13 protein-coding genes are annotated in these 18,112 nt (G+C 71.8%); 2 read left to right on the top strand and 11 right to left on the bottom strand.

Annotated elements, in window-relative coordinates; translation table 11 throughout:
- Positions 1-77: 77 nt before the first annotated feature.
- Positions 78-902: a DUF427 domain-containing protein gene (locus ACFZDA_RS12995; RefSeq protein WP_391079237.1), complete on the top strand. Its 825-nt coding sequence runs from the start codon at positions 78-80 to the stop codon at positions 900-902.
- Here the strand turns inward: ACFZDA_RS12995 and ACFZDA_RS12990 are convergent.
- From ACFZDA_RS12990 to ACFZDA_RS12945, 10 genes are all read right to left on the bottom strand, one after another.
- Complete coding sequence (locus tag ACFZDA_RS12990) at positions 868-1,620, bottom strand: TetR family transcriptional regulator (RefSeq protein ID WP_391079234.1); 753 nt, start codon at positions 1,618-1,620, stop codon at positions 868-870. The genes ACFZDA_RS12995 and ACFZDA_RS12990 overlap by 35 nt on opposite strands.
- A gap of 128 nt (positions 1,621-1,748) precedes the next feature.
- A complete protein-coding gene (locus ACFZDA_RS12985; RefSeq protein WP_391079231.1) occupies positions 1,749-2,816 on the bottom strand; it encodes a GNAT family N-acetyltransferase in 1,068 nt (355 codons plus the stop codon).
- A 23-nt stretch (positions 2,817-2,839) separates the two neighbouring features.
- Positions 2,840-4,156: a beta-galactosidase gene (locus tag ACFZDA_RS12980; RefSeq protein ID WP_391079228.1), complete on the bottom strand. Its 1,317-nt coding sequence runs from the start codon at positions 4,154-4,156 to the stop codon at positions 2,840-2,842.
- A complete protein-coding gene (locus ACFZDA_RS12975; RefSeq protein ID WP_391079226.1) occupies positions 4,153-5,247 on the bottom strand; it encodes a glycosyltransferase in 1,095 nt (364 codons plus the stop codon). The genes ACFZDA_RS12980 and ACFZDA_RS12975 overlap by 4 nt, the downstream gene beginning before the upstream one ends.
- Positions 5,240-6,805: a phospholipid carrier-dependent glycosyltransferase gene (locus tag ACFZDA_RS12970; protein WP_391079223.1), complete on the bottom strand. Its 1,566-nt coding sequence runs from the start codon at positions 6,803-6,805 to the stop codon at positions 5,240-5,242. The genes ACFZDA_RS12975 and ACFZDA_RS12970 overlap by 8 nt, the downstream gene beginning before the upstream one ends.
- Before the next feature lie 8 nt (positions 6,806-6,813).
- Positions 6,814-7,638 carry a PIG-L family deacetylase gene (locus ACFZDA_RS12965; protein ID WP_391079220.1) on the bottom strand — a complete coding sequence of 275 codons (825 nt, stop codon included), beginning with the start codon at positions 7,636-7,638 and terminating at the stop codon, positions 6,814-6,816.
- Positions 7,620-9,452 carry a glycosyltransferase gene (locus tag ACFZDA_RS12960; protein ID WP_391079218.1) on the bottom strand — a complete coding sequence of 611 codons (1,833 nt, stop codon included), beginning with the start codon at positions 9,450-9,452 and terminating at the stop codon, positions 7,620-7,622. Before ACFZDA_RS12960 ends, ACFZDA_RS12965 begins: the two co-directional genes overlap by 19 nt.
- Entirely contained in the window at positions 9,449-11,890 is a 2,442-nt protein-coding gene (locus ACFZDA_RS12955) for a hypothetical protein (RefSeq protein ID WP_391079215.1), read from the bottom strand. Before ACFZDA_RS12955 ends, ACFZDA_RS12960 begins: the two co-directional genes overlap by 4 nt.
- The gene (locus tag ACFZDA_RS12950) at positions 11,887-13,362 is read right to left on the bottom strand and encodes a glycosyltransferase (protein ID WP_391079213.1); all 1,476 of its coding nucleotides are present in this window, start codon (positions 13,360-13,362) and stop codon (positions 11,887-11,889) included. Before ACFZDA_RS12950 ends, ACFZDA_RS12955 begins: the two co-directional genes overlap by 4 nt.
- A gap of 6 nt (positions 13,363-13,368) precedes the next feature.
- Positions 13,369-14,109: a glycosyltransferase gene (locus ACFZDA_RS12945; RefSeq protein ID WP_391079210.1), complete on the bottom strand. Its 741-nt coding sequence runs from the start codon at positions 14,107-14,109 to the stop codon at positions 13,369-13,371.
- Between the two features lie 204 nt (positions 14,110-14,313).
- On the opposite strand from ACFZDA_RS12945, the gene ACFZDA_RS12940 reads away from it, so the two are divergent.
- The gene (locus ACFZDA_RS12940; protein WP_391079208.1) at positions 14,314-16,194 is read left to right on the top strand and encodes a glycoside hydrolase family 15 protein; all 1,881 of its coding nucleotides are present in this window, start codon (positions 14,314-14,316) and stop codon (positions 16,192-16,194) included.
- 27 nt (positions 16,195-16,221) lie between these two features.
- On the opposite strand, the gene ACFZDA_RS12935 is transcribed toward ACFZDA_RS12940, so the two are convergent.
- Positions 16,222-17,997, bottom strand: a complete 1,776-nt coding sequence (locus ACFZDA_RS12935; RefSeq protein ID WP_391079206.1) for an EAL domain-containing protein — start codon at positions 17,995-17,997, stop codon at positions 16,222-16,224.
- Between the last annotated feature and the right edge of the window lie 115 nt (positions 17,998-18,112).

The following is an 18,112-nucleotide window of genomic DNA, read 5'->3' as shown; positions in this document are numbered from 1 at the left end:
CGTGGGACCGTGGAGGGAGCCGGACCTGCGTGCCTTGGGAGGCCCGGACCCCCGGACCGTCGGAAGGAGCACCGGCCATGACCACCCACCCGGCCCACCCCGCCGCCCGGTCGATCAGGACCACCCCCGAGGGCCTCCTGTGGGAGCCCAGCGAGCGCTGGGTGCGCGGCCGCAAGGGCGACATCACCGTCGTCGACAGCCGGCACCCGGTCCTCGTCTGGGAACCCCACCTGCCCGTGCCGCAGTACGCCTTCCCGCACGACGACGTCCGCACCGACCTGCTCCGCCCGGCGCAGAACCCGCCCACCGGCAAACACACCGGCTCCCGGACCTTCTACGACCTCGACGCCGACGGCGAGGTGCGCGCGAACGCGGCCTGGACGTTCCCCGCCGACGACCTGGCCGGCCACATCGCCTTCGAGTGGTTCCGGCGCACCGACACGGGCCTCGACCACTGGTACGAGGAGGACGAAGAGATCTTCGTCCACCCCCGCGACCCGCACAAACGCGTCGACGCGCTGCCGAGCAGCCGCCATGTCCGAGTCGAGATCGACGGCCAGGTCGTCGCGGACACCCACGCCCCCGTCCTGCTCTTCGAGACGTCCCTGCCGACCCGCTACTACGTCCCGCGTGAGGACGCCCGCCTGGACCTGTTCGACGCCACCGACCACAGCACCGGATGCCCCTACAAGGGCACCGCCGCGTACTGGTCCTGGCGCGGCGGGGGCGATGTGCCGCCGAACATCGTCTGGAGCTATCCCGACCCGCTGCCCGCGGTGGCCGTGATCCGGGGGCGCGTCGCCTTCTTCAACGAGGCCGTCGACATCACGCTGGACGGTGAGCGCCTGGAGCGCCCGGACACGCCGTTCAGCCGGATGCTGCGGAGGGGGAGCCGTTCGTGAAGCTGTCGAGCAGGGCGTCGAGCCCGGCAGCGAGGCCCTCGGGGCCGCCCCGCCCGGCGAGCGCCGCCGCGGTCTCCCGCAGCGTCGGCAGCTCCTTGGCGGACAGGCGGTGCAGCCCGAGCCGGAAGGCCGGATCGGTCTCGTCCGGGTTGTCCACCATGGGACGCAGCTCCACGGACACATAGCCGAGCAGCCAGGCGGTGACGGCGCGGAACACGGCGGAGACGGTGGCGTCGTCGAACCCGGCCTGCCGCAGCAGCGCGAGCACCCGCTCGTGATCCCGCAGCACCGCGGCGGGCCGCCGGGCCAGCGGGACCGCCAGCAGCCGCGTGGCCAGCAGTGGCACGGCCCGGGGGTGCGCGAGGCACACGTCGTAGGTCGCGCGGGCGATCCGGTGCAGCCCGGCCCGCCAGTCGGTCCCCCCGTCCGGCCCCGCGGCCAGCTGCTCCTCCAGCTCCAGGTAGAGGGCCTCGACCAGCCCGTCGAGCAAGGCGTCCTTGCTCGACGCGTACCGGTAGAGCGCCATGGCCTCGACCCCGAGCTCGGCACCCAGGCGCCGCATGCTCAGGGCGGAGAGGCCTTCTCGGTCCACCAGTGCCAGAGCACTGGCCAGCACCCGGTCCCGGCTCAGCCGGCCGTACCGGCCGCGGTCGCTGGCGCGCCGGGCCGGTTCCGGCGCCCCGTCCGTGCGCCGGCCTCGGGCCCGCTCCTCGGCCATGACAGCCTCCTCGTCTCAGGACGTGAAGTCCCGGGCGACCGGCATCCGCCGGCGTGGTGCGTACACGTACATCGTAGGCGGAGGGGCGTCGCCGCCGGGGAGGCCGAGCGGCGGGGTGCGGGCGGACGTCAGCGGAGCCGGTCGACCGCGCCGACGGCCCTGACCGCTGCGCGGTGAACCCGTGGACTGGCGTTGATCGCCGCGTGGGCGGTGCGGTGCGAAGCCATGCGCAGCCGGCACAGCACCGCCCCGGGGGTGCGTCGGCCGACATAACCCTCGGTGACGCTCAGATCCGCCGTCTTCAGCTCGTCCTTGTAGCGGGAGGCTCCCTTGCCCATGTCGATGTGGCTGACCCCGCGTTCCGCGGCGGCCTCGGCGAGCTTGAGGTGCAGCAGGATTCCGGGTGAGTACTTGGCGAACCGGATGTCATAGGCCGGGAACCAGGTGGCGTACACCTCGGGCGAGCACAGCCCGTAGAGCATCGCGACGGGTGCCTCACCCGCGCGGAGCACGGACAATGTGCCCGAGCACGACGCGGACGGCAGATCGAACAGTTCCCGGAGAATCGCCAGGAACCATGCCTGGGAGAGCAGGTCCCGGCGCCCCTTGGACCGCTGCTGGGCGGACTTCCAGCGGATCAGGGTGTCCAGCAGCAGGGGGTCGGGCGTGTGGAAGTCCAGCCGGAGCGCCCCCACGTCACGGGCCAGCTTGCGTTCCTGGGCCCGTGCGGCGCGCAGCACCTTGGGACGTAGCCGTTCCAGGTAGGTGTGATGGCCGCCGTTCAGTTCCATCACCGGGGAGGCGGCCCGGACACGGGGCGTGCCCGCGGTCTCGAAGGGCGTCTGCTCTGGAGCCAGATGGTCGTACTCCCAGAGGGCGAGACCGCACGCCCTGAGCAGTTCCGGCGGATCCCAGTCGAGGCCCGGCCGGTGGATCAGGCCCTGGCAGTCGCAGAAGCCGGAACCGATGGGTTTGCCGGAGCCGAGGGCATGCCGTTCGAAGGGGAAGAATCCCGTGGTGCGGGATTCCTCGGAGAGCCGGGCCACCCGTGCGGTGGCCCGCTGGTGCCCCACGGCCAGGGTGAACTCCGGGGAGAGGAAGGGACTGGCCAGTGCCGGGTCGTCTCGCTGCATGGCGCGCCACGCGCTCATGTCGTGGGCGGTCAGTTCGTCGGGACGCAGGACCGTGACGTCCATCGCGATCACCTCGGTTGTGCCGGTCAGTTGTACCGGGAGACCACCGCGGCGTAGTCCGCGAGTGACGAACCCGGAGTGCCGTCGTAGAGGTTGGGGTCGAACGCCCACATCAGGCCCTGCAGTCCGCAGCTCTTCATCTGGTGCGCCGCGTCGTTCATGACTCCGGGGTAGTAGGGGCTCACCTGGTTTCCGGCGCTTTCTCCGCTCAGCAGGGAGAAGTGGTAGTACCGCGCGACACGACTGATCCAGCGCATCGACGACCATGTCTGCGGAACGTCGAGGGGCGGGTCCAGCACGTTCACCCGGCGGTCGGTGGGCTCGCAGCCGTTGTTCTTCGGCTTTCCCGTGCCGTCCACGAGCGAAGTCGGCACGATCTGCACATTCCGGCGGTAGTGGATCTGGCCCAGGGTCCTGTAGTAACCCACCCCGAGGGCGATCAGCCGGTTCTGGTCCGTCTGGTCCAGACGACTGCCGACGGCGCGGCGGTAGTCCTGCGGAAAATAGCCGCGGCCCGGGATCAGGATTTTCAGGAACCCCTGGTAACGCAGCGATTTGTAGGCGCCTATCTGCCAGTTCACGGCATCGGACAGGGCCCGTACATACCAGTCGTACCACTGCCGGACCTGGGCTTCGGTGAATTCCTTTCCCCGGTAGGTGCGCTCTCCCGGTTTCCAGTCCGGAAACGGGTTCGCGGGGACGGTGGGCGGCCGCCCCGCACCGGCCGGACTCTGGGCGTTCTTGTCGAACGCCCAGTAGTAGGTGTGACCGGGGCGCCCGGTGTCCCCCGCGGGGTAGCTGAACTCGCCGGTGTCGTTCACGACGACCCGGATCGCCCAGAAGTGCTCCAGCCCGATGTCCCGGGCCACCGCGTTGATATAGCGCTGAGCCTTCTCGCGCACGGTCTGGCTGAAGACCATGTTGGGGGTTTCCGTGAGGTGGTCTCCGTGCTGGTTCACGTAGGCGGCTTCGGGATACTTCTCGAAGAGCCAGCTCGGCGCGTGGTTGAGGCCGAGGCTCACCTCCACGAGCGACCCCGACCGCTGGAACCGGCCCAGAGCGCGTTTGACGCTGTCGACGTAACGATAGGAATAGACCCCTTCCTGGGGCTCGTACCGGTCCCAGGAGATCTGCAGATGGGCGACCGCGATGCCCTTGCTCCGCTCCAGGCTCGCCTTGCGGGGACTGGTCTGCAGGGTCCCGAAGTAGTAGCCCTTGTTTTCCTGGGGGACTCGGACGCACGCCACGATGAGGAGAGCGGCCGCGATGACGCCGATGTGCTTCCGGTAGAGGGCGGCCTGACGGACCACGCGGCGGACTGCGTCCCGCCGTGACGTCTTCATGCCACGACCTCCTGGTACAGACGTTCGTACTGTGCTCGGAAGCCATCGGGCCCGAACCGCTCTTCAACCGTGGCACGTCCACGCCGCGCGAGCATCTCCCAGCGCTGCGGTTGCTCGAGGAGCCGGGTCAGCAGCTCGCCCGTCCGCAGCCGGTCCCCGACGGGAGCACGCAGCCCCGCGTCACCCAGAGCGGCGAACTGCGGAAGGTCGCTGAGGATCACGGGGCGGCCCACGGCCAGCGCCTCCAGGACGACGAAGGGGAGGTCCGCCTTCCCGCTGAGCGCCCGCGGCGGGAAGAGAAGAACATCCGTCGCCGACAGCAGCTCCGGCATGTCGGGAACATGGCCGCGGACGTCTGTCTCCGGAAGCCCTTCCCTGGCGGCCAGAGCCCGCAGCTCCGCCTCCAGCGCGCGCTCGTCCTGCCCCGGCCGGCCCCGCATGGCCAGCACCAGACGGAAGCGTGCCCCCGAGCGGTACGCCTCCGCCGCGGCGGCGATCGCCTCGCGCGCGCCGCCCTGCGCGTCATGGTGACCGGCGAACAGCACGACGGGGGTGCCCCGGGCGCGCGGCCGCCAGGGCCAGCGGTCCAGCGGGATCGTCGGCGGAATCACCCGGACGTCTCCGAACCCGGCCCCGCGCAGCTGCCCGGCCGTCGCCTCCGACAGGGCGACCGTCGTGCCCAGCGGCCGCGCCCGCTCCAGCAGACCGACGTCCATCACCCCGGGCACCGTGTGGATGACGGGAACGCCGCCGAGCAGACCCCGCCGCAGCCGGGAGAACAACGGGTACGTCCTGCCGATCGTCAGGACCGCGTGCACCAGGTCCGTACGGCGCGCGACGATCCCCCCGGCGAGGGTCACCTGAAGCCGCTCCGGAACGTGCGGGACGCCGTCCCGCGACACGATGGGGATGCCCCTGCCCCCTGCCACCCCGGGCGGCCCGTGTGACGGCCACCGCCTGAACCAGAGGAAGTCCTGGTCCGGCATGCTGTCGGCGATCGACGCGGCCAGCTGGGTGTCGGCTCCCGCCCCGCCCTCACAGGGACCACTGGTGAAGAGCAGCACCCGGCGCCGCTCCGGCCGGCTAGCCACCGCCACCGCCCGCCTTTCCGGTCCCCGGCGGCTGCAAGTGCGGCACCGGCAGCACATACACCGCAATCGTGCCGTACGTGCGGCCCTTGAAGGAGAACAGCAGCGCACCCTGCCGGGTGAGGCTGTGTACCTGTCGCGGGGTGAACCAGGAGTAACCCTGCTCGACCAACCGCCACGGCACCACCATGTACGACACTTTCGCCCTCGCCCGGTCCTGAGGCTCGAGCCATTGGCCGACGCGATAGCGGTCGTCCAAAATCAGGTCCACCGAGCTGCTCGTCGATATGACCGGACTGTCCGCGGGAAGGTGCTCCACCATGTATTGGCGCATCTGCGCGTAGCCGTCGTCCGGCTGCGCTCTGCCCCGTGCGTAGGAGACCGACGACCATGTCAGAGCCAGCGCCAGCGCCAGGACCATTCCGGCGACGGGGAAGGAGACGCGCCGTCGGTGCCTGGTCCGCCGCTGGTGCAGCTGTACGGCCGCCATCGCCACGATCACCATCGTCGGCACGAGCACCAAGTACGTCACCTCCTCCTCCAGCGTGCCCTTCAGGACGGCGTACGCGGTGGCGAAACCGGCCGACAGATACCAGAGCGCCATGAGATGCTGCGCTGGACCACCGCGGCGCAGCAGCACCACCAGAGCCGGGATGCCGAGGGCGAGCAGCACATACGTGCTTCCGAAGTTGGTCAGTTCCTCGACGATGCGCTGGGAGAGGGGTGGCGAGCCCCGCGCGTGGAAACCGGTCGCCTGGACATGGCCCAGCAGCCGTTCGATGCCGAGGGTCTTCACTGTCCAGAACACGTCGAAATGGCCCGCCGCCGCCACGACGCCGACGTAGATCGCGTACGGCACGGTGGCACAGCCCGCAGCGAGCAACGGCAGGGACCGCCGCCGCAGTGGCCAGGCGAACACGGACGCGACGAGCAGCGGCAGCACGGTGATGAGGGCCGCCACGTCCTTCGTCAGGACGGCCAGGCCGAACAGGAGGCCGCCTGCGGCGGCGCGCCGGTACGCTCTGGCCGGCTGCTGCCGTTGCGCCAACGGCAGCAGCACCAGGTAACCCAGCAGCAGCCAGAGCGTCATCGACGTTTCTATGAGGACGCGTTGGTTGAGCCGCAGGACGAACGGATCGAGGGCGAAGAGCAGGCCCACCGCGACCGCGGCCCACATGGACTTGGTGAGACGCACCACCAGCAGCACCAGCACCACGGCGGTGACACTGGCCAGCAGTGCGTTGAGCAGACGCATCTCGTACACCCCGGAGATGACGTCCGGACGCCAGCCGAAGAGCCGCTCCCAGGTGCCCTCGAGGTAGAAGAAACCGGGCGGGTGCAGGAAGAACAGGTCACCGCGATACCGGGGGAAGCCCCCGGCCTTCACGGAGTGACCGATGTGCCAGTAGTAGACCTCGTCGACCCACACGTCCGCCGAACGCCCGAACCCGAGCACGCGCACCACCCCGGTGAGCAGCGCGGCGGAGCCGGCCACGGCCCAGAGCCTTCCCGCGCACCACGTCCGGAACCGCGCCACCGACACCGGGATGGTCTTGCTCACGACAGTCATCATCGGGCACCCCTTACTGGGCTGTGGCTCGCCCGGTCACCGTCCGCGAGCAGATAGACCTCCGGCACCACGGGTATGACGCCTCCGGGGAAGAGCGCGTCCGCCTGCGAGCGGTACCCGCGCACCAGCTCCACCTTGGTGGCGAGCTGCCGTGACCACTCCACCTCCACCAGTGCGTTGCGCTGGACGAAATCGAGGTCGGGGCGGTGCTGCTGGTTGTAGGGGAAGTCGCTGTAGTAGACCACCGGTCGGCCACTGAGCTCCGCGGCGGTCCGCACCAGCACGTGGTCCACATGTCCGCCCACTCCCGAGGGGGCCAGCAGGAGCGTCTGCGGAGGGGAGGCCAACTGTTCCAGCGACGCTCGCACGTGGCCCAGCGTGTCGGTGTCGTGCCGGGAGATCCGGCCTGTGGAGACGTGCAGCCGGTAGGTGGGATAGACGTACCAAGGCTCGGGCAGCAGACGAGGTACCCAGCGTGTTCGCCCGCCGGACGCTCCGTGCTTACGGCGGAACAGGCAGTCGCTCAGTCCCAGGTGGCGCCAGTCCACTCCGAGCCGTTCCAGCACTTCGCGGTCCTCCGCGCGCCGGTCCCGGTACAGACGTTCGGCGTCGGGCTGCCCGGCCTGCCGCAGGTACCGCCGCCCGGAAAGGGTGTACGGCGGGGCGCCGGCCTCCGTGAAGAACGTCACGACCCGCACATGGGTGCGCCCGGCGGCGTGCGACATCAACCCACCGCAGGACAGGACCGCGTCATCGAGATGTGGGGAGAGCACGACGAGCGGCGTGCCCGCGTCGATCGCGGTGTTCAGCGGATCCGCTGCCATGGTCCTGCCCCCTCCCGCTTCGCTTCTGGGGGTGCCACCTCGGTGGCACTCCCGGACGGTCCGGGCGGGCCCAGCATCCGCTGGACGAGTGCCAGGTACTGATCCGTCGTCTGCTCCCACGAGAACCCCTGCGCGGCCCGGTGCGCCATGCGTCCCAGCCGGCGGCGCATCCGCTCGTCCGCCGCGAGATCCCGCAACCGCCGTGCCAGGGCGTCCACGTCGAAGGCGGGGACGGCGATGTCACCGCCGTCCATCCACCGCAGGCTGGGCAGATCGAAGTGCAGCACCGGCTTGCCGTACGCCATGGCCTCCAGCGCCACGAGTCCGAAGGACTCGCTGCGGGACGGCAGCACCAGGAAGGCGCAACGGTCCAGGAACCGCTGCTTCTCGGCTCCCGTCACCTCGCCCACCCACCGGGCGTCGGCGCCGGTCGCGGTGATCAGGGTGGCGAGCGCGGCCTCCTCGCCACGAGGGCCCGCGCCGGCCACCAGCAGCGGCATCGACGGCGCGCCGGCGGCGTGGGCGGCCAGCAGGAGGTCCAGCCCCTTCCCCCCGATGTCCACCCGCCCCAGGTACGCGATGTAGTCGCCCTCGCCGAAGCGCCGGGGGGCGACGGGCGGCTGGTCGACGCCGTTGTGGATGACGTGCGTGACGGCCCCGGGGGCGTGATGCCGCACGGTCGCGGCGTCGGCCTCGTTCAGGACGACGACGTCCTCGTAGAACCGCAGTCCGAACCGCTCGACCAGGGCGAACGGCAGGTGGTAGCGGCGTGACATCGCCGCCCCGCTGAGCGACTGGGCCAGCCCCACCACCCGGCCGCGGGAGAACAGGGGCAGGAACCCCGTGGAGAAGGGCGGTGTGAAGCTCTCCAGCCACACATCGTGCGGCAGTCTGCGGGCCGTGACCGGCAGCACCGCATGGTAGAGGAGCTGCCCCAGGCGCGGTCCGGCCCAGCCGAGCGGCAGCTGGTGGTACCGCACGCCGTCGCGGGTCTCGACGCCGCCACGCGCGGCCACCGTGACGACCGTGACGCGGTGGTCCTCGGCGAGGCGGTGGGCGACCTTGTCCACCAGGAGCGCGCCGCCGCCGTGGTAGTGCGGATTGCGCAGGTCGTCGAAGGTCGAGATCACCACGTGCCGCCCGCCGTCGGAGCGCGCGCGGGGCGGCCCGGCCGGCACCGCCGAAGCGTGCCGCAGCGCCGGGACACACTTCAGCGCTTCGGCGGCGACCGTGCCGGGCGGCGCGCCGGCGTCCACCCGGTGGACGGACGGCAACCGGGGGGCCCACTGCCGGTAGCGGTCACGGACCTCCGCCAGCGGCCCGACCGCATACGCGTCGTCGCGCTCCGCCAGCACCTCGGGTTCCGTGTCCAGAAGAAGGCTGACCTGGTACGCCCTCGCCAGCCGTGCGAAGGCGGCCGCCAGGCGTGAGCCGGGCGCCGGGCCGAACTTGACGAGCCCGTCGAGCGGGCCGCGATCGCTCACCACGGCGGCCGGCCGGCCCCGGGAGGTCAGGCGTGCCCGAACCGTGGCTCCGGCGAGGACTGCCGCGAGTTCCGCCGCGTCCACCCAGCCATGTGTCCGGCCCACCCACGCGCCGATGCCCGAGGCGATCGACCCGGGCCTCCCGGGGGACGCGGTGAACCGCGACCGCATGCGCTGGGGCAGGCGCCGGCAGAGGACACAGCCGTAGCAGTACCGGACCGTTACCACGTACCCGTGACCGCGCAGGTCCGTGGCCATCCGCCCGGCCAGCGACGACTTCCCGGCGCCGTCCGGCCCGGACACGCAGACCAGCAGGGGGCGACATTTCATGACAGGAGCATCCTTCGCCTCTTGGCGACGACGAGCGGCACCCGCAGGGCGGCCTCTCGTGCCGCGACACGGGTGCGTCCATGGCGCAGGAGATGCAGCGCGTGCTCCGCGCCCACCCGCAGTGACGCGCCCACCGGGAGCGGCACCGGCAGCCTGACCGGCGTCCCCTCGTCCAGTCGGCGTATCGCCCCGACCGCCACGGCGAGTGCGCGGTCGCCTCCGGCGAGCCACCCCTCGCGTGCCGCCTCCCGGCGCGCCTCGGCCACGATGTCCGGTGCCAGCAGGTCCCGCACCGCGAACAGTTCCGACAGGTCGAGGGAGAGGTTCTGGAACAGGCCGTGCGCCAGCCAGATCCGCAGCTCGTCCGACGGGCGGGGCATCAGCCAGGCTCCCCCGTCGGGGGCGGCCCGCTCGAAGAGCCGGCGGGTGGGCAGCACCGGCACGCCGAACCACGACACGGCGGCGTGCAGATGGGCCGCCGGTCCGCTGCGCGGTTCCAGCAGCACCTTCGTCGAACGCTCCAGCCAGTACGTCGAACGCTCGACGTACCAGCCGTCCAGGGCGTCGCACGCCGCTTCCCAGCGCCCGTCGGGCACCACGAGGTCGAAGTTGCCGTAGACGTAGTCGCCGGACAGGTCCGCCTTGATGAGCACCGTGGGGATGCCGGCGGCGCGCAGGCGGCCGGTCACCTCCACCAGGTTCTCCCGGAACAACTCGTTGGCGGTGTCCACCTCGGCCACGACATCCGCCAGTTGCCGCGGGTACGCGCGGGCGAGGCGGCCCTCCACCTGGTTGTCGCGGGCGAGTGACAGCGCGCGACGCAGTGCGGCGTCATCGGCCGGCCCGGCGTCGCCACGCCAGACGGCGTCGACGAGCAGGCGGCCGGGTGTCTCTTCCGCACCGGGGACGGCGGCTTTCGGATGGCTGGCTTTCGCGTACGTCATGGCTGTGCCCGATCGGTCGGTGGTGGTCTGTGTCAGGCCGGCGGACGGATCCGCCGACGCGTGCCCGGCGGTGACCTCGGTCAGGTCCGCCGCGGGGTCCGGCGCCCCCGGCCGGCGCAGGAACCGCTCCACGGCCCGTATTCCGACGGCCGTCGCGGCGATCAGCCACACCAGCGGGAACGGGCGCAGCAGCACCAGCACCGCCGCGAGCAACATCGGCTCCAGCAGGGGCGTGCGCCTGAGGAAGGCCGTCCCCTGGCGGTGGACGAGCCGGCCCAGCAGCAGGGCGAGCGCGCCGGCAGCGCCCAGCGTCCCGCCGACGGCGATGCCCCGGACGCCGTCGATGTGCCAGCCGGCCAGAATCGCGAGCGTGTAACCCACCAGGCCGACGATCTGCCAGCGTGCGCAGGCGTAGTCGTCCACGGCCTGGGAGAAGGTGACGGCCAGGTTGACCGCTCCGACGGCGAAACCCGTGAGCGCGGTGAAGGCCGTCAACGTGCTCATCATGCTGTAGTCGTCCGGGAAGACGGTGCTCAGGATGGGGCCCGGCACGGTGGCGAGCGTCGCCGTGAGCGGCAAGGCCCCGAGGACGTACATCCGTACGGCGCTGGCGCTGAGCTGGCTGCCGGCCCGCCGTCGGGAAAGGGCGGGGAAGAACGCCATGGACACCGCGCTGGCCACGAACAGCGGTACCCGGGAGAGGGTGACGCTGGCCTGATAACTCGCCGCCTGGGACGGGTCGGTCGGCAGCATCGTCACCAGCACCACGTCGACCGCCGCCATGAGCGCCACCAGCCCCTGGAGCCGGGCGATGCCGAGCGCCCGCCGCCACAGGTCCCGGTTGGCCGACGCGCTGCGCCAGGGCCGCCCGCTGCCGTGCGGCAGGGACGGCCACCACAGCAGGAACGGCAACGCGCCCAGCCCGAAGGCCGCCAGCGCGCCGCTGTCGCCCAGCCCGAGGACCACGACCAGGAACACCCCGGCCGCCATCTTCACCAGCACCTCGGCTATGTGCAGCAGCGACAGGGTCCGCATCCGCTCCCCGCCCTGCAGCCAGCCCGCCGTCACGGTGGTCACGTAGATCAGGAGCGTGCTCAGCGCCAGCGCCAGCGTCGTGGCGGGCCCGGCGAACCGGGTCGCCACTCCGGCGACGACACCGCCCATGACCAGTCCGCCGCAGGTGCTCGTGATGACGGCGAAACGGCCCGCGTCGCCACGCTCGGCGTCCGACCGGGCCCGGGCCAGCGCCTGCGCCAGTACCCACGGCACCGTCACCGTCGCCACGGTGGCCGCGCTCAGCAGCAGCCACTGCCCGGCGACGAACCGCGCGTAGGAGCCGACGTCCAGCAGCCTGGTCAGGACCAGGGCGTACCCGTAGTTCACGGCGCCCACCGCGACGGCCGCCGCGGTGAACCAGCGGGCGCCGTGCACCGCCGTTATGACGTCCGGGCGGTTCACCGGCCGCTGCGTCGTCGTGGTACGGGGGGCGGTCATGCGGGTCCCCGCCGTTCCCGGGCACCGGGCCCGGTCTCGGTCGGTGAATCCGTGTCGTCCGGATCGGGCTCGCCCGCCTCCGGATTCACGAGTTCCTCGCGCCGGTGTGCCAGGCGGAACGCGGCCTCCGGCACGCCGAGCCGCCGCAGGGCCTGGAACGCGCGCAGCTCGTCGCAGCCGTGCAGCAGCAGTTGGAAGGTGTCGCCCCGCCGGCTCCACCGGTCGGTCTCCCGCAGGAGGGTCTGCAGGGTGTGCTCGACATGGTCGCCGTCCGTGGCCCGGAACCGGGTGAGGACCGTCAGGTCGCTGGCCCGACGGCGTGACCTGCGATGCAGGCGCACGCGCCGGGACTCCTCGAGGACCACCTGGGCGAGCCGCTCGGCGCTGTCGTCCCAGGAGAAGCGCGCGCTCCAGGCGTGGCAGCGCCGGGCCGCCCGGTCGCGAACGCCGGCGTCGGCCAGCTCGGTGAGGGCCGTGCCGAGGGCGTCGGACAGCGGCACACCGTCCGGGACCAGCCAGCCGTTGTGGCCGTGGCGGACGGCGTCGCGCAGGCCGGGGACGTCGCAGGCGAGTGCGGGTGTGCCCATGGAGTTGGCCTCGATGACGGTCAGGCCCCAGCCCTCGGCGACGGACGGCACCACGGTGAGCCACGCGCCGCCGAGCAGTGCCCGTTTGCGTTCCTCGCTGACGTGACCGTGGAACGTGACGGTCGAGTCGAGGCCGAGCGCGCGGGCGAGCGCACGCAGGTGCGGCAGTTCGCCGCCGTCCCCGGCCAGGTGCACCCGCAGGTCCGGCCACCGCTCCCGGAGTGCGGGCAGGGCCCGGAGCAGGAGGTCCACGCGTTTTTGCGGGGTCATCCGGGTGACGACGGCGACGGTCGGCGTCGTGGCGCGGGCGACCGGCGCGGCAGAAGGGCGCGGACTGCCGTTGGGCACGAGGTAGACGGGGTTGCGGAAACCGAGCTCGGTGCGCACGCCCTCACGAGTGGAGGGGGAGACGACGACCAGGGCGTGCCCGTGGTAGACCAGACGGCTGATCTGCTTCTCCAGCAACCGCCCGACCGTGTTCATGGGCCACCGGAAGAAGAGGTCGAACTGCTGCTGGTGGATGTGGTGGATGACGCCCACGTCCGCGGTCCAGCGTGGTGTGAACAGCGGCGAGAAGAACGGTATGCCGTTCTGGAAGTCGACCACGGCGTCGTAGGTGTGACGGTTCCTCAGCAGATGGAGCCCGGCCGCGAGGTAGACGCCGAAGGTGCCCCCGCCACGCAGCACGCGCACGCCGTCGGCCCACTCCTCGGCCGGGGCGCCGGGGAAGCGCGCGGCGAAGAGCGTCACACGCGCGTGGGAACGGGCCAGCCGCCGGGCGATCTCGAAGCAGTACGCCTCCGCTCCGCCGGCCTGCGGATGGGCCGGGTCCCGCCAGTTGAGGAAGAGGACGTTGGTGCGGGCAAGGTGCTCGAGTGCAGTCATGGAGAGTCACCGCGTCAGGGAGATGCGCAGCACGTCCGCCATGGAGCGAATGCCGTCGCGTCGGGCTGAGAACGTCGATCCGGGCATGTCCGACCAGGCGACCGGGACCTCGACGACCGTGCCGCCGAGCCGCACCATCCGGGTGAGCAGCTCCACGTCGAAGGCGAACCCGTCCACGCGGCAGGTCGCTGCCACGTCCCGGGCGAGCCGCCCGTCGAAGAACTTGAAACCGCACTGGGTGTCGGCGATGTCCGGCAGCGTGAGGTGGGTCAGCCGGCGGAACAGCCAGCCGCCGCACCGGCGCATCGCCGACTCCTCGACCTCGAAGCGGGATCCGTCGATGTGCCGGGAGGCGATCACGGCCGCGCAGCCGTCCCGCAGCAGCGGCAGCACCTTGTCGAGCGTCTCGATCGGCGTCGCGTTGTCGGCGTCGAGGAACCCGACGAAGCGGGCCGTCGAGGTGACGATGCCCCGCCGGACGGCGGCCCCCTTGCCGTGTTCGCTGCAGCCGATCACATGGACCGGGGTCACGGGGCTGTCGAAGCGCTCCGGTACGTCGATCGTGCAGTCCACGCTGTCGTTGTCGACCACGACGACGGCCGACGACCAGGTCTGTCCCCCCAGGTAGTCCACCGTCGACTCGATGGTGCGGGGCAGGCGGCGCTCCTCGTTGACGGCGGGGATGACGATCTCGAGCTCGACCGGGGGGCGCCTGAGACACGGGGGAATCCCCTCGCGTGTGTGCATGGGAGTCACCTCCGTCGCGATCCGATGCCTCAAGCTGCAGAGCCGTACGTTTACGACGTATACGAGCATCTTGTGCCGATTCGATCGGATACGTCAAGAGCTGTCCGGAAAGGGTTGACGGTCGCCGTTCATCGGCGCGACGATGTATGTATACGTCGTAAACACCGCAGGAGGGTCGCCACGGGGTGGAGGAGGACGGTGATCATGAGCGTACCCATCGAGGACTTTGCCCTCCTCAGCGACTTGCAGACCGCGACCATGGTCGGCCGCAACGGCTCCGTGGACTGGCTGTGCCTGCCCCGCTTCGACTCACCGGCCTGTCTGGCTTCGCTGCTGGGCAACAGTGACAACGGCTGCTGGCGCGTCGCCCCCGCGGGCCGCGCGACACCCGACGGCGCGGTCCCGGGCCGTTGCGCGGAGCGCGCCTACCGGCCGGACACCCTCGTCCTGGACTCGCGCTGGGAGACCCCGGACGGAACCGTGCGCGTCACCGACTTCATGCCGCCACGCGCCCAACTGCCCTGTCTCGTCCGCGTCATCGAGGGACTGTCCGGGGCCGTACCGATGCGCAGTGAACTGCGGCTGCGCTTTCATCAGGGCCGGGTCGTGCCGTGGGTACGGGACGCCGGGAACCGCACCGTCGCGGTCGCCGGGCCGGACGCCGTCTGGCTCGACGCCGACGGGCTGGTGAGCACGCTGGGCGACACCGATGCCACGGTCTGGGAGTTCACCGTCCCCGCGGGCCGGCGGCTGGCGCTGACGCTGGTCTGGTCTCCGTCGCACCGGCCCGATCCGCCGGCGCCGCTGACCGTCCCCGCCGAGACGACGCTGAAGGAGACCGTCGACTTCTGGCTCCGCTGGGCCGGGCAGTGCCGCTATCAGGGACCGTGGCGGGATGCCGTGGTGCGCTCCCTGATCACGCTCAAGGCCCTTACCTACGCCCCCACGGGCGGCATCGTCGCCGCCCCCACCACCTCACTGCCCGGCCGCATCGGCGGCGACCGCAACTGGGACCACCGCTACTGCTGGCTGCGCGACTCCACCCTCACTCTGTCCTGCCTGCTGCGCAGCGGCTACCGGGACGAGGCCACGGCCTGGCTGGACTGGCTGGTGCGGGCCATCGCCGGCGATCCCGCCCAGTTGCAGACCGTGTACGGCGTCGGCGGCCAGCGCCTGCTGCCGGAGACCGAGGCGCCCTGGCTGGGCGGCTACGAGGGCTCACAGCCGGTGCGGTTCGGGAACTCCGCTGTCGGCCAGTTCCAGCTGGACGTCTACGGCGAGGTGCTGGACACGCTCTCCCTGTCCCTGCGGGCGGGGATCCCCATGCCGGCGCACGTGTGGGACCTGGTCGAGGCGCTCATGGGCTGTCTGCTCCGGCACTGGCGGGAACCCGACCAGGGACTGTGGCAGGTCCGCGGGCCGCGGCGCCAGTTCGTGCACTCCAAGGTCATGGCGTGGGTGGCCGCCGACCGGGCCGTGCGCATGGGGGAGCTCCTCGGCCGCAACGGCTCCTCGGCCGAATGGCGTGCCATGCGGGACGACGTGCACCGGCAGGTGCTGCGGGAGGGCTGGGATCCCGAACAGCAGTCCTTCGTCCAGGTCTACGGTTCGCCGACCCTGGACGCCTCCAGCCTCCTGATGCCCAGACTGGGCTTCCTGCCCCCCTCCGACCCCCGGGTGCGCGGCACCGTGCGGGCGATGCGCGGGCTGGACCACGGCGGCTTCCTCCTGCGCTACGCGCAGGACGGGCACGGGCTCGACGACATGCCCGGCAGCGAGAGCGCGTTCGTGGCGTGCTCGCTGTGGTACGCCGCCACCCTCGCGGCCACCGGCCACACCGCGCACGCCCGGGAGGTCTTCGAGCGTGTCCTCGCCATCCGCAATGACGTCGGACTGCTCGCGGAGCAGTGGGATCCGGAAAGCGGACGGCAACTGGGCAACGCCCCACAGGCCTTCAGCCATCTCGCGCTGGCGGAGACGGCGTTCGCCCTGTCCGCGGCGCAGTCGCGCGACGCGCGTGGGCCGGGAGCGGGGACGCCGCGCGGAACCGGGGCTTTCCCCGGCGTCCGGCCGGACACGCGGTAGCCGGTGCGGGCTTCCCGCCCGGCACCTTCACCGCCTGCTTGACGAGCCGCCCGGGCCGGGCCCCTCGCCGTAGTGCCGCCGGAGCGCGACCGCGCTCTGTTCCAACGTCATGGGCCGGGCGAACAGGTAGCCCTGGCCGAACCGGCAGCCCATGGCGGCCAGCAGTTCCCGCTGTCCCCGCTGCTCGACACCCTCGGCGATGATCTCGAGCCCGAGTGTCCGGGCGAGGCGAACGATGCCCTGGACGAGCGCGGCCTGACGAGGGTCGTACGAGATGTCGTCGATGTACGTCTTGTCGATCTTGAGGAGGTCGATGGGGAAGTCGCGCAGATAGCGCAGCGAGGAGAAGCCGGTCCCGAAGTCGTCGACGGCGATGCGCACGCCCAGTTTCTTCAGTGAGCGGATGAGCGAGTCGAGCCGGTCGTCCCGTCGCACGAGCACGGACTCGGTGAGCTCCAGTTGCAGCGAGCCGGGCGCGAGGCCGGGCGTCTCCACCGCTTTGCTCACCTCCTCCAGGAAGTCCGGGTCCTGCCACTGCCGGCCGGAGACGTTGACGCTGACGTACGGCGCTACGGCCCGGCTGCCGGCCGCCTGTTGCAGCCGGGCCATGTCGGCGGCGGCGTTGCGCAGCACCCAGGCACCCAGCGGGGTGATGTGGCCTGTCTCCTCGGCGAGCGGGATGAACTGCCCCGGAGAGACCGGCCCGTGCCGGGCCTGCGGCCAGCGGGCCAGTGCTTCGAAGCCGATGACCTGGCCCTCCGTGATGTCCACGACGGGCTGATAGCGCAGCGAGAACTCCTCCCGGGAGATCGCGCCGTCCAGCCGCGCCTGGAGGTCGTGCCGCTGGGCGACCCGGACCCGCAGTCTCGGTACGAAGCGGCGCCACTGCCGCTTCCCCGCGGCCTTGGCCGCGTGCACGGCAAGTCCGGCACACGTCAGCAGCTCGTCGGGGTCGGTGCTGTCGAGCGCGGTGGCCACCCCCACGCTGGCGGAGATGCCGATCGAGCCCTCGGGCAGCTGGAAGGGGCGGTCCAGCACCTGGATCACCTGCGCGGCCAGAAGCTCGGCGTCGAGGGGCTGCCGGGCCTCCTCCATCAGTACCGCGAACTGGTCGCCGCCCAGCCGGGCCGCGGTGTCGGTGCGGCGCAGCGTCTCCCACAGGCGCTCGCCCACCATCTTCAGGATCCGGTCACCGGCCGAGTGCCCCAGGGTCTCGTTGACGGTCCTGAACTCGTCCAGGTCGATGAAGAGCACGCAGGGCAGGGCCGACGCGCCGTGGTCGCGCAGCAGGGCCCTGCCGATGCGCTCCAGCAACAGGGCCCGGTCGGGCAGGCCGGTGACCGGGTCGTGGAAGGCCCGTTGGGCGAGTTCGTGCTCCAGCCTGCGCTGCTCGGTCACATCCCGCAGGGTGACGACCAGCCCGCCGACCGTCTCGTCCTGGCGCAGGTCGCGGCAGTGCGCTTCCACCTCGATGCGGCCGCCCCGCCGTGTCACCGCCCAGTGGTCGTGGGCCTCCCGGCCTCGGTCGCCGAGGGCGGCCAGCGCCCGGTCGACCCGCTCCCGGTCCTCCGGGGCGACCAGGCTCCGCAGTGCCGTTCCGGCCACCTCGGAGCGGCCGAACACGGCCAGGGCGGACGGGCTGGCATAGCGGACGGTCGAGTCGTCGCCGACGACGAGGACGACATCCGAGGTGCTGCCCAGCAGCGTGCGGAAGTAGGCCTCGCCTCCTCGGCGTGTGCTTCCCCGCCGCAGCGTGGCGGCGAGGGTGGCGGGGACGGCCATCAGCCGGCGGGCCAGCGGCACGGGGCACACACCTCCTCGCATCAGGGGAGACTCGAACGGCCGTACGCGAACGCTCGCCCCGGGCCGGGGCTGACATGTCGGGGGCATGGCCGGTCCGCGGTCAGGTCTGGTCGCC

The organism is Streptomyces sp. NPDC007991, assembly GCF_042958445.1.
GTDB lineage: Bacteria > Actinomycetota > Actinomycetes > Streptomycetales > Streptomycetaceae > Streptomyces.
The sequence above is the reverse complement of the archived record's forward strand: the minus strand, read 5'-3'. Positions and strand labels throughout refer to the sequence as shown.

Coding starts and splice junctions, on each gene's coding strand:
- ACFZDA_RS12995 (WP_391079237.1), top strand. CDS start 78: ATGACCACCCACCCGGCCCACCCCGCCGCCCGGTCGATCAGGACCACC.
- ACFZDA_RS12990 (WP_391079234.1), bottom strand. CDS start 1,620: ATGGCCGAGGAGCGGGCCCGAGGCCGGCGCACGGACGGGGCGCCGGAA.
- ACFZDA_RS12985 (WP_391079231.1), bottom strand. CDS start 2,816: ATGGACGTCACGGTCCTGCGTCCCGACGAACTGACCGCCCACGACATG.
- ACFZDA_RS12980 (WP_391079228.1), bottom strand. CDS start 4,156: ATGAAGACGTCACGGCGGGACGCAGTCCGCCGCGTGGTCCGTCAGGCC.
- ACFZDA_RS12965 (WP_391079220.1), bottom strand. CDS start 7,638: ATGGCAGCGGATCCGCTGAACACCGCGATCGACGCGGGCACGCCGCTC.
- ACFZDA_RS12960 (WP_391079218.1), bottom strand. CDS start 9,452: ATGAAATGTCGCCCCCTGCTGGTCTGCGTGTCCGGGCCGGACGGCGCC.
- ACFZDA_RS12955 (WP_391079215.1), bottom strand. CDS start 11,890: ATGACCGCCCCCCGTACCACGACGACGCAGCGGCCGGTGAACCGCCCG.
- ACFZDA_RS12950 (WP_391079213.1), bottom strand. CDS start 13,362: ATGACTGCACTCGAGCACCTTGCCCGCACCAACGTCCTCTTCCTCAAC.
- ACFZDA_RS12945 (WP_391079210.1), bottom strand. CDS start 14,109: ATGCACACACGCGAGGGGATTCCCCCGTGTCTCAGGCGCCCCCCGGTC.
- ACFZDA_RS12940 (WP_391079208.1), top strand. CDS start 14,314: ATGAGCGTACCCATCGAGGACTTTGCCCTCCTCAGCGACTTGCAGACC.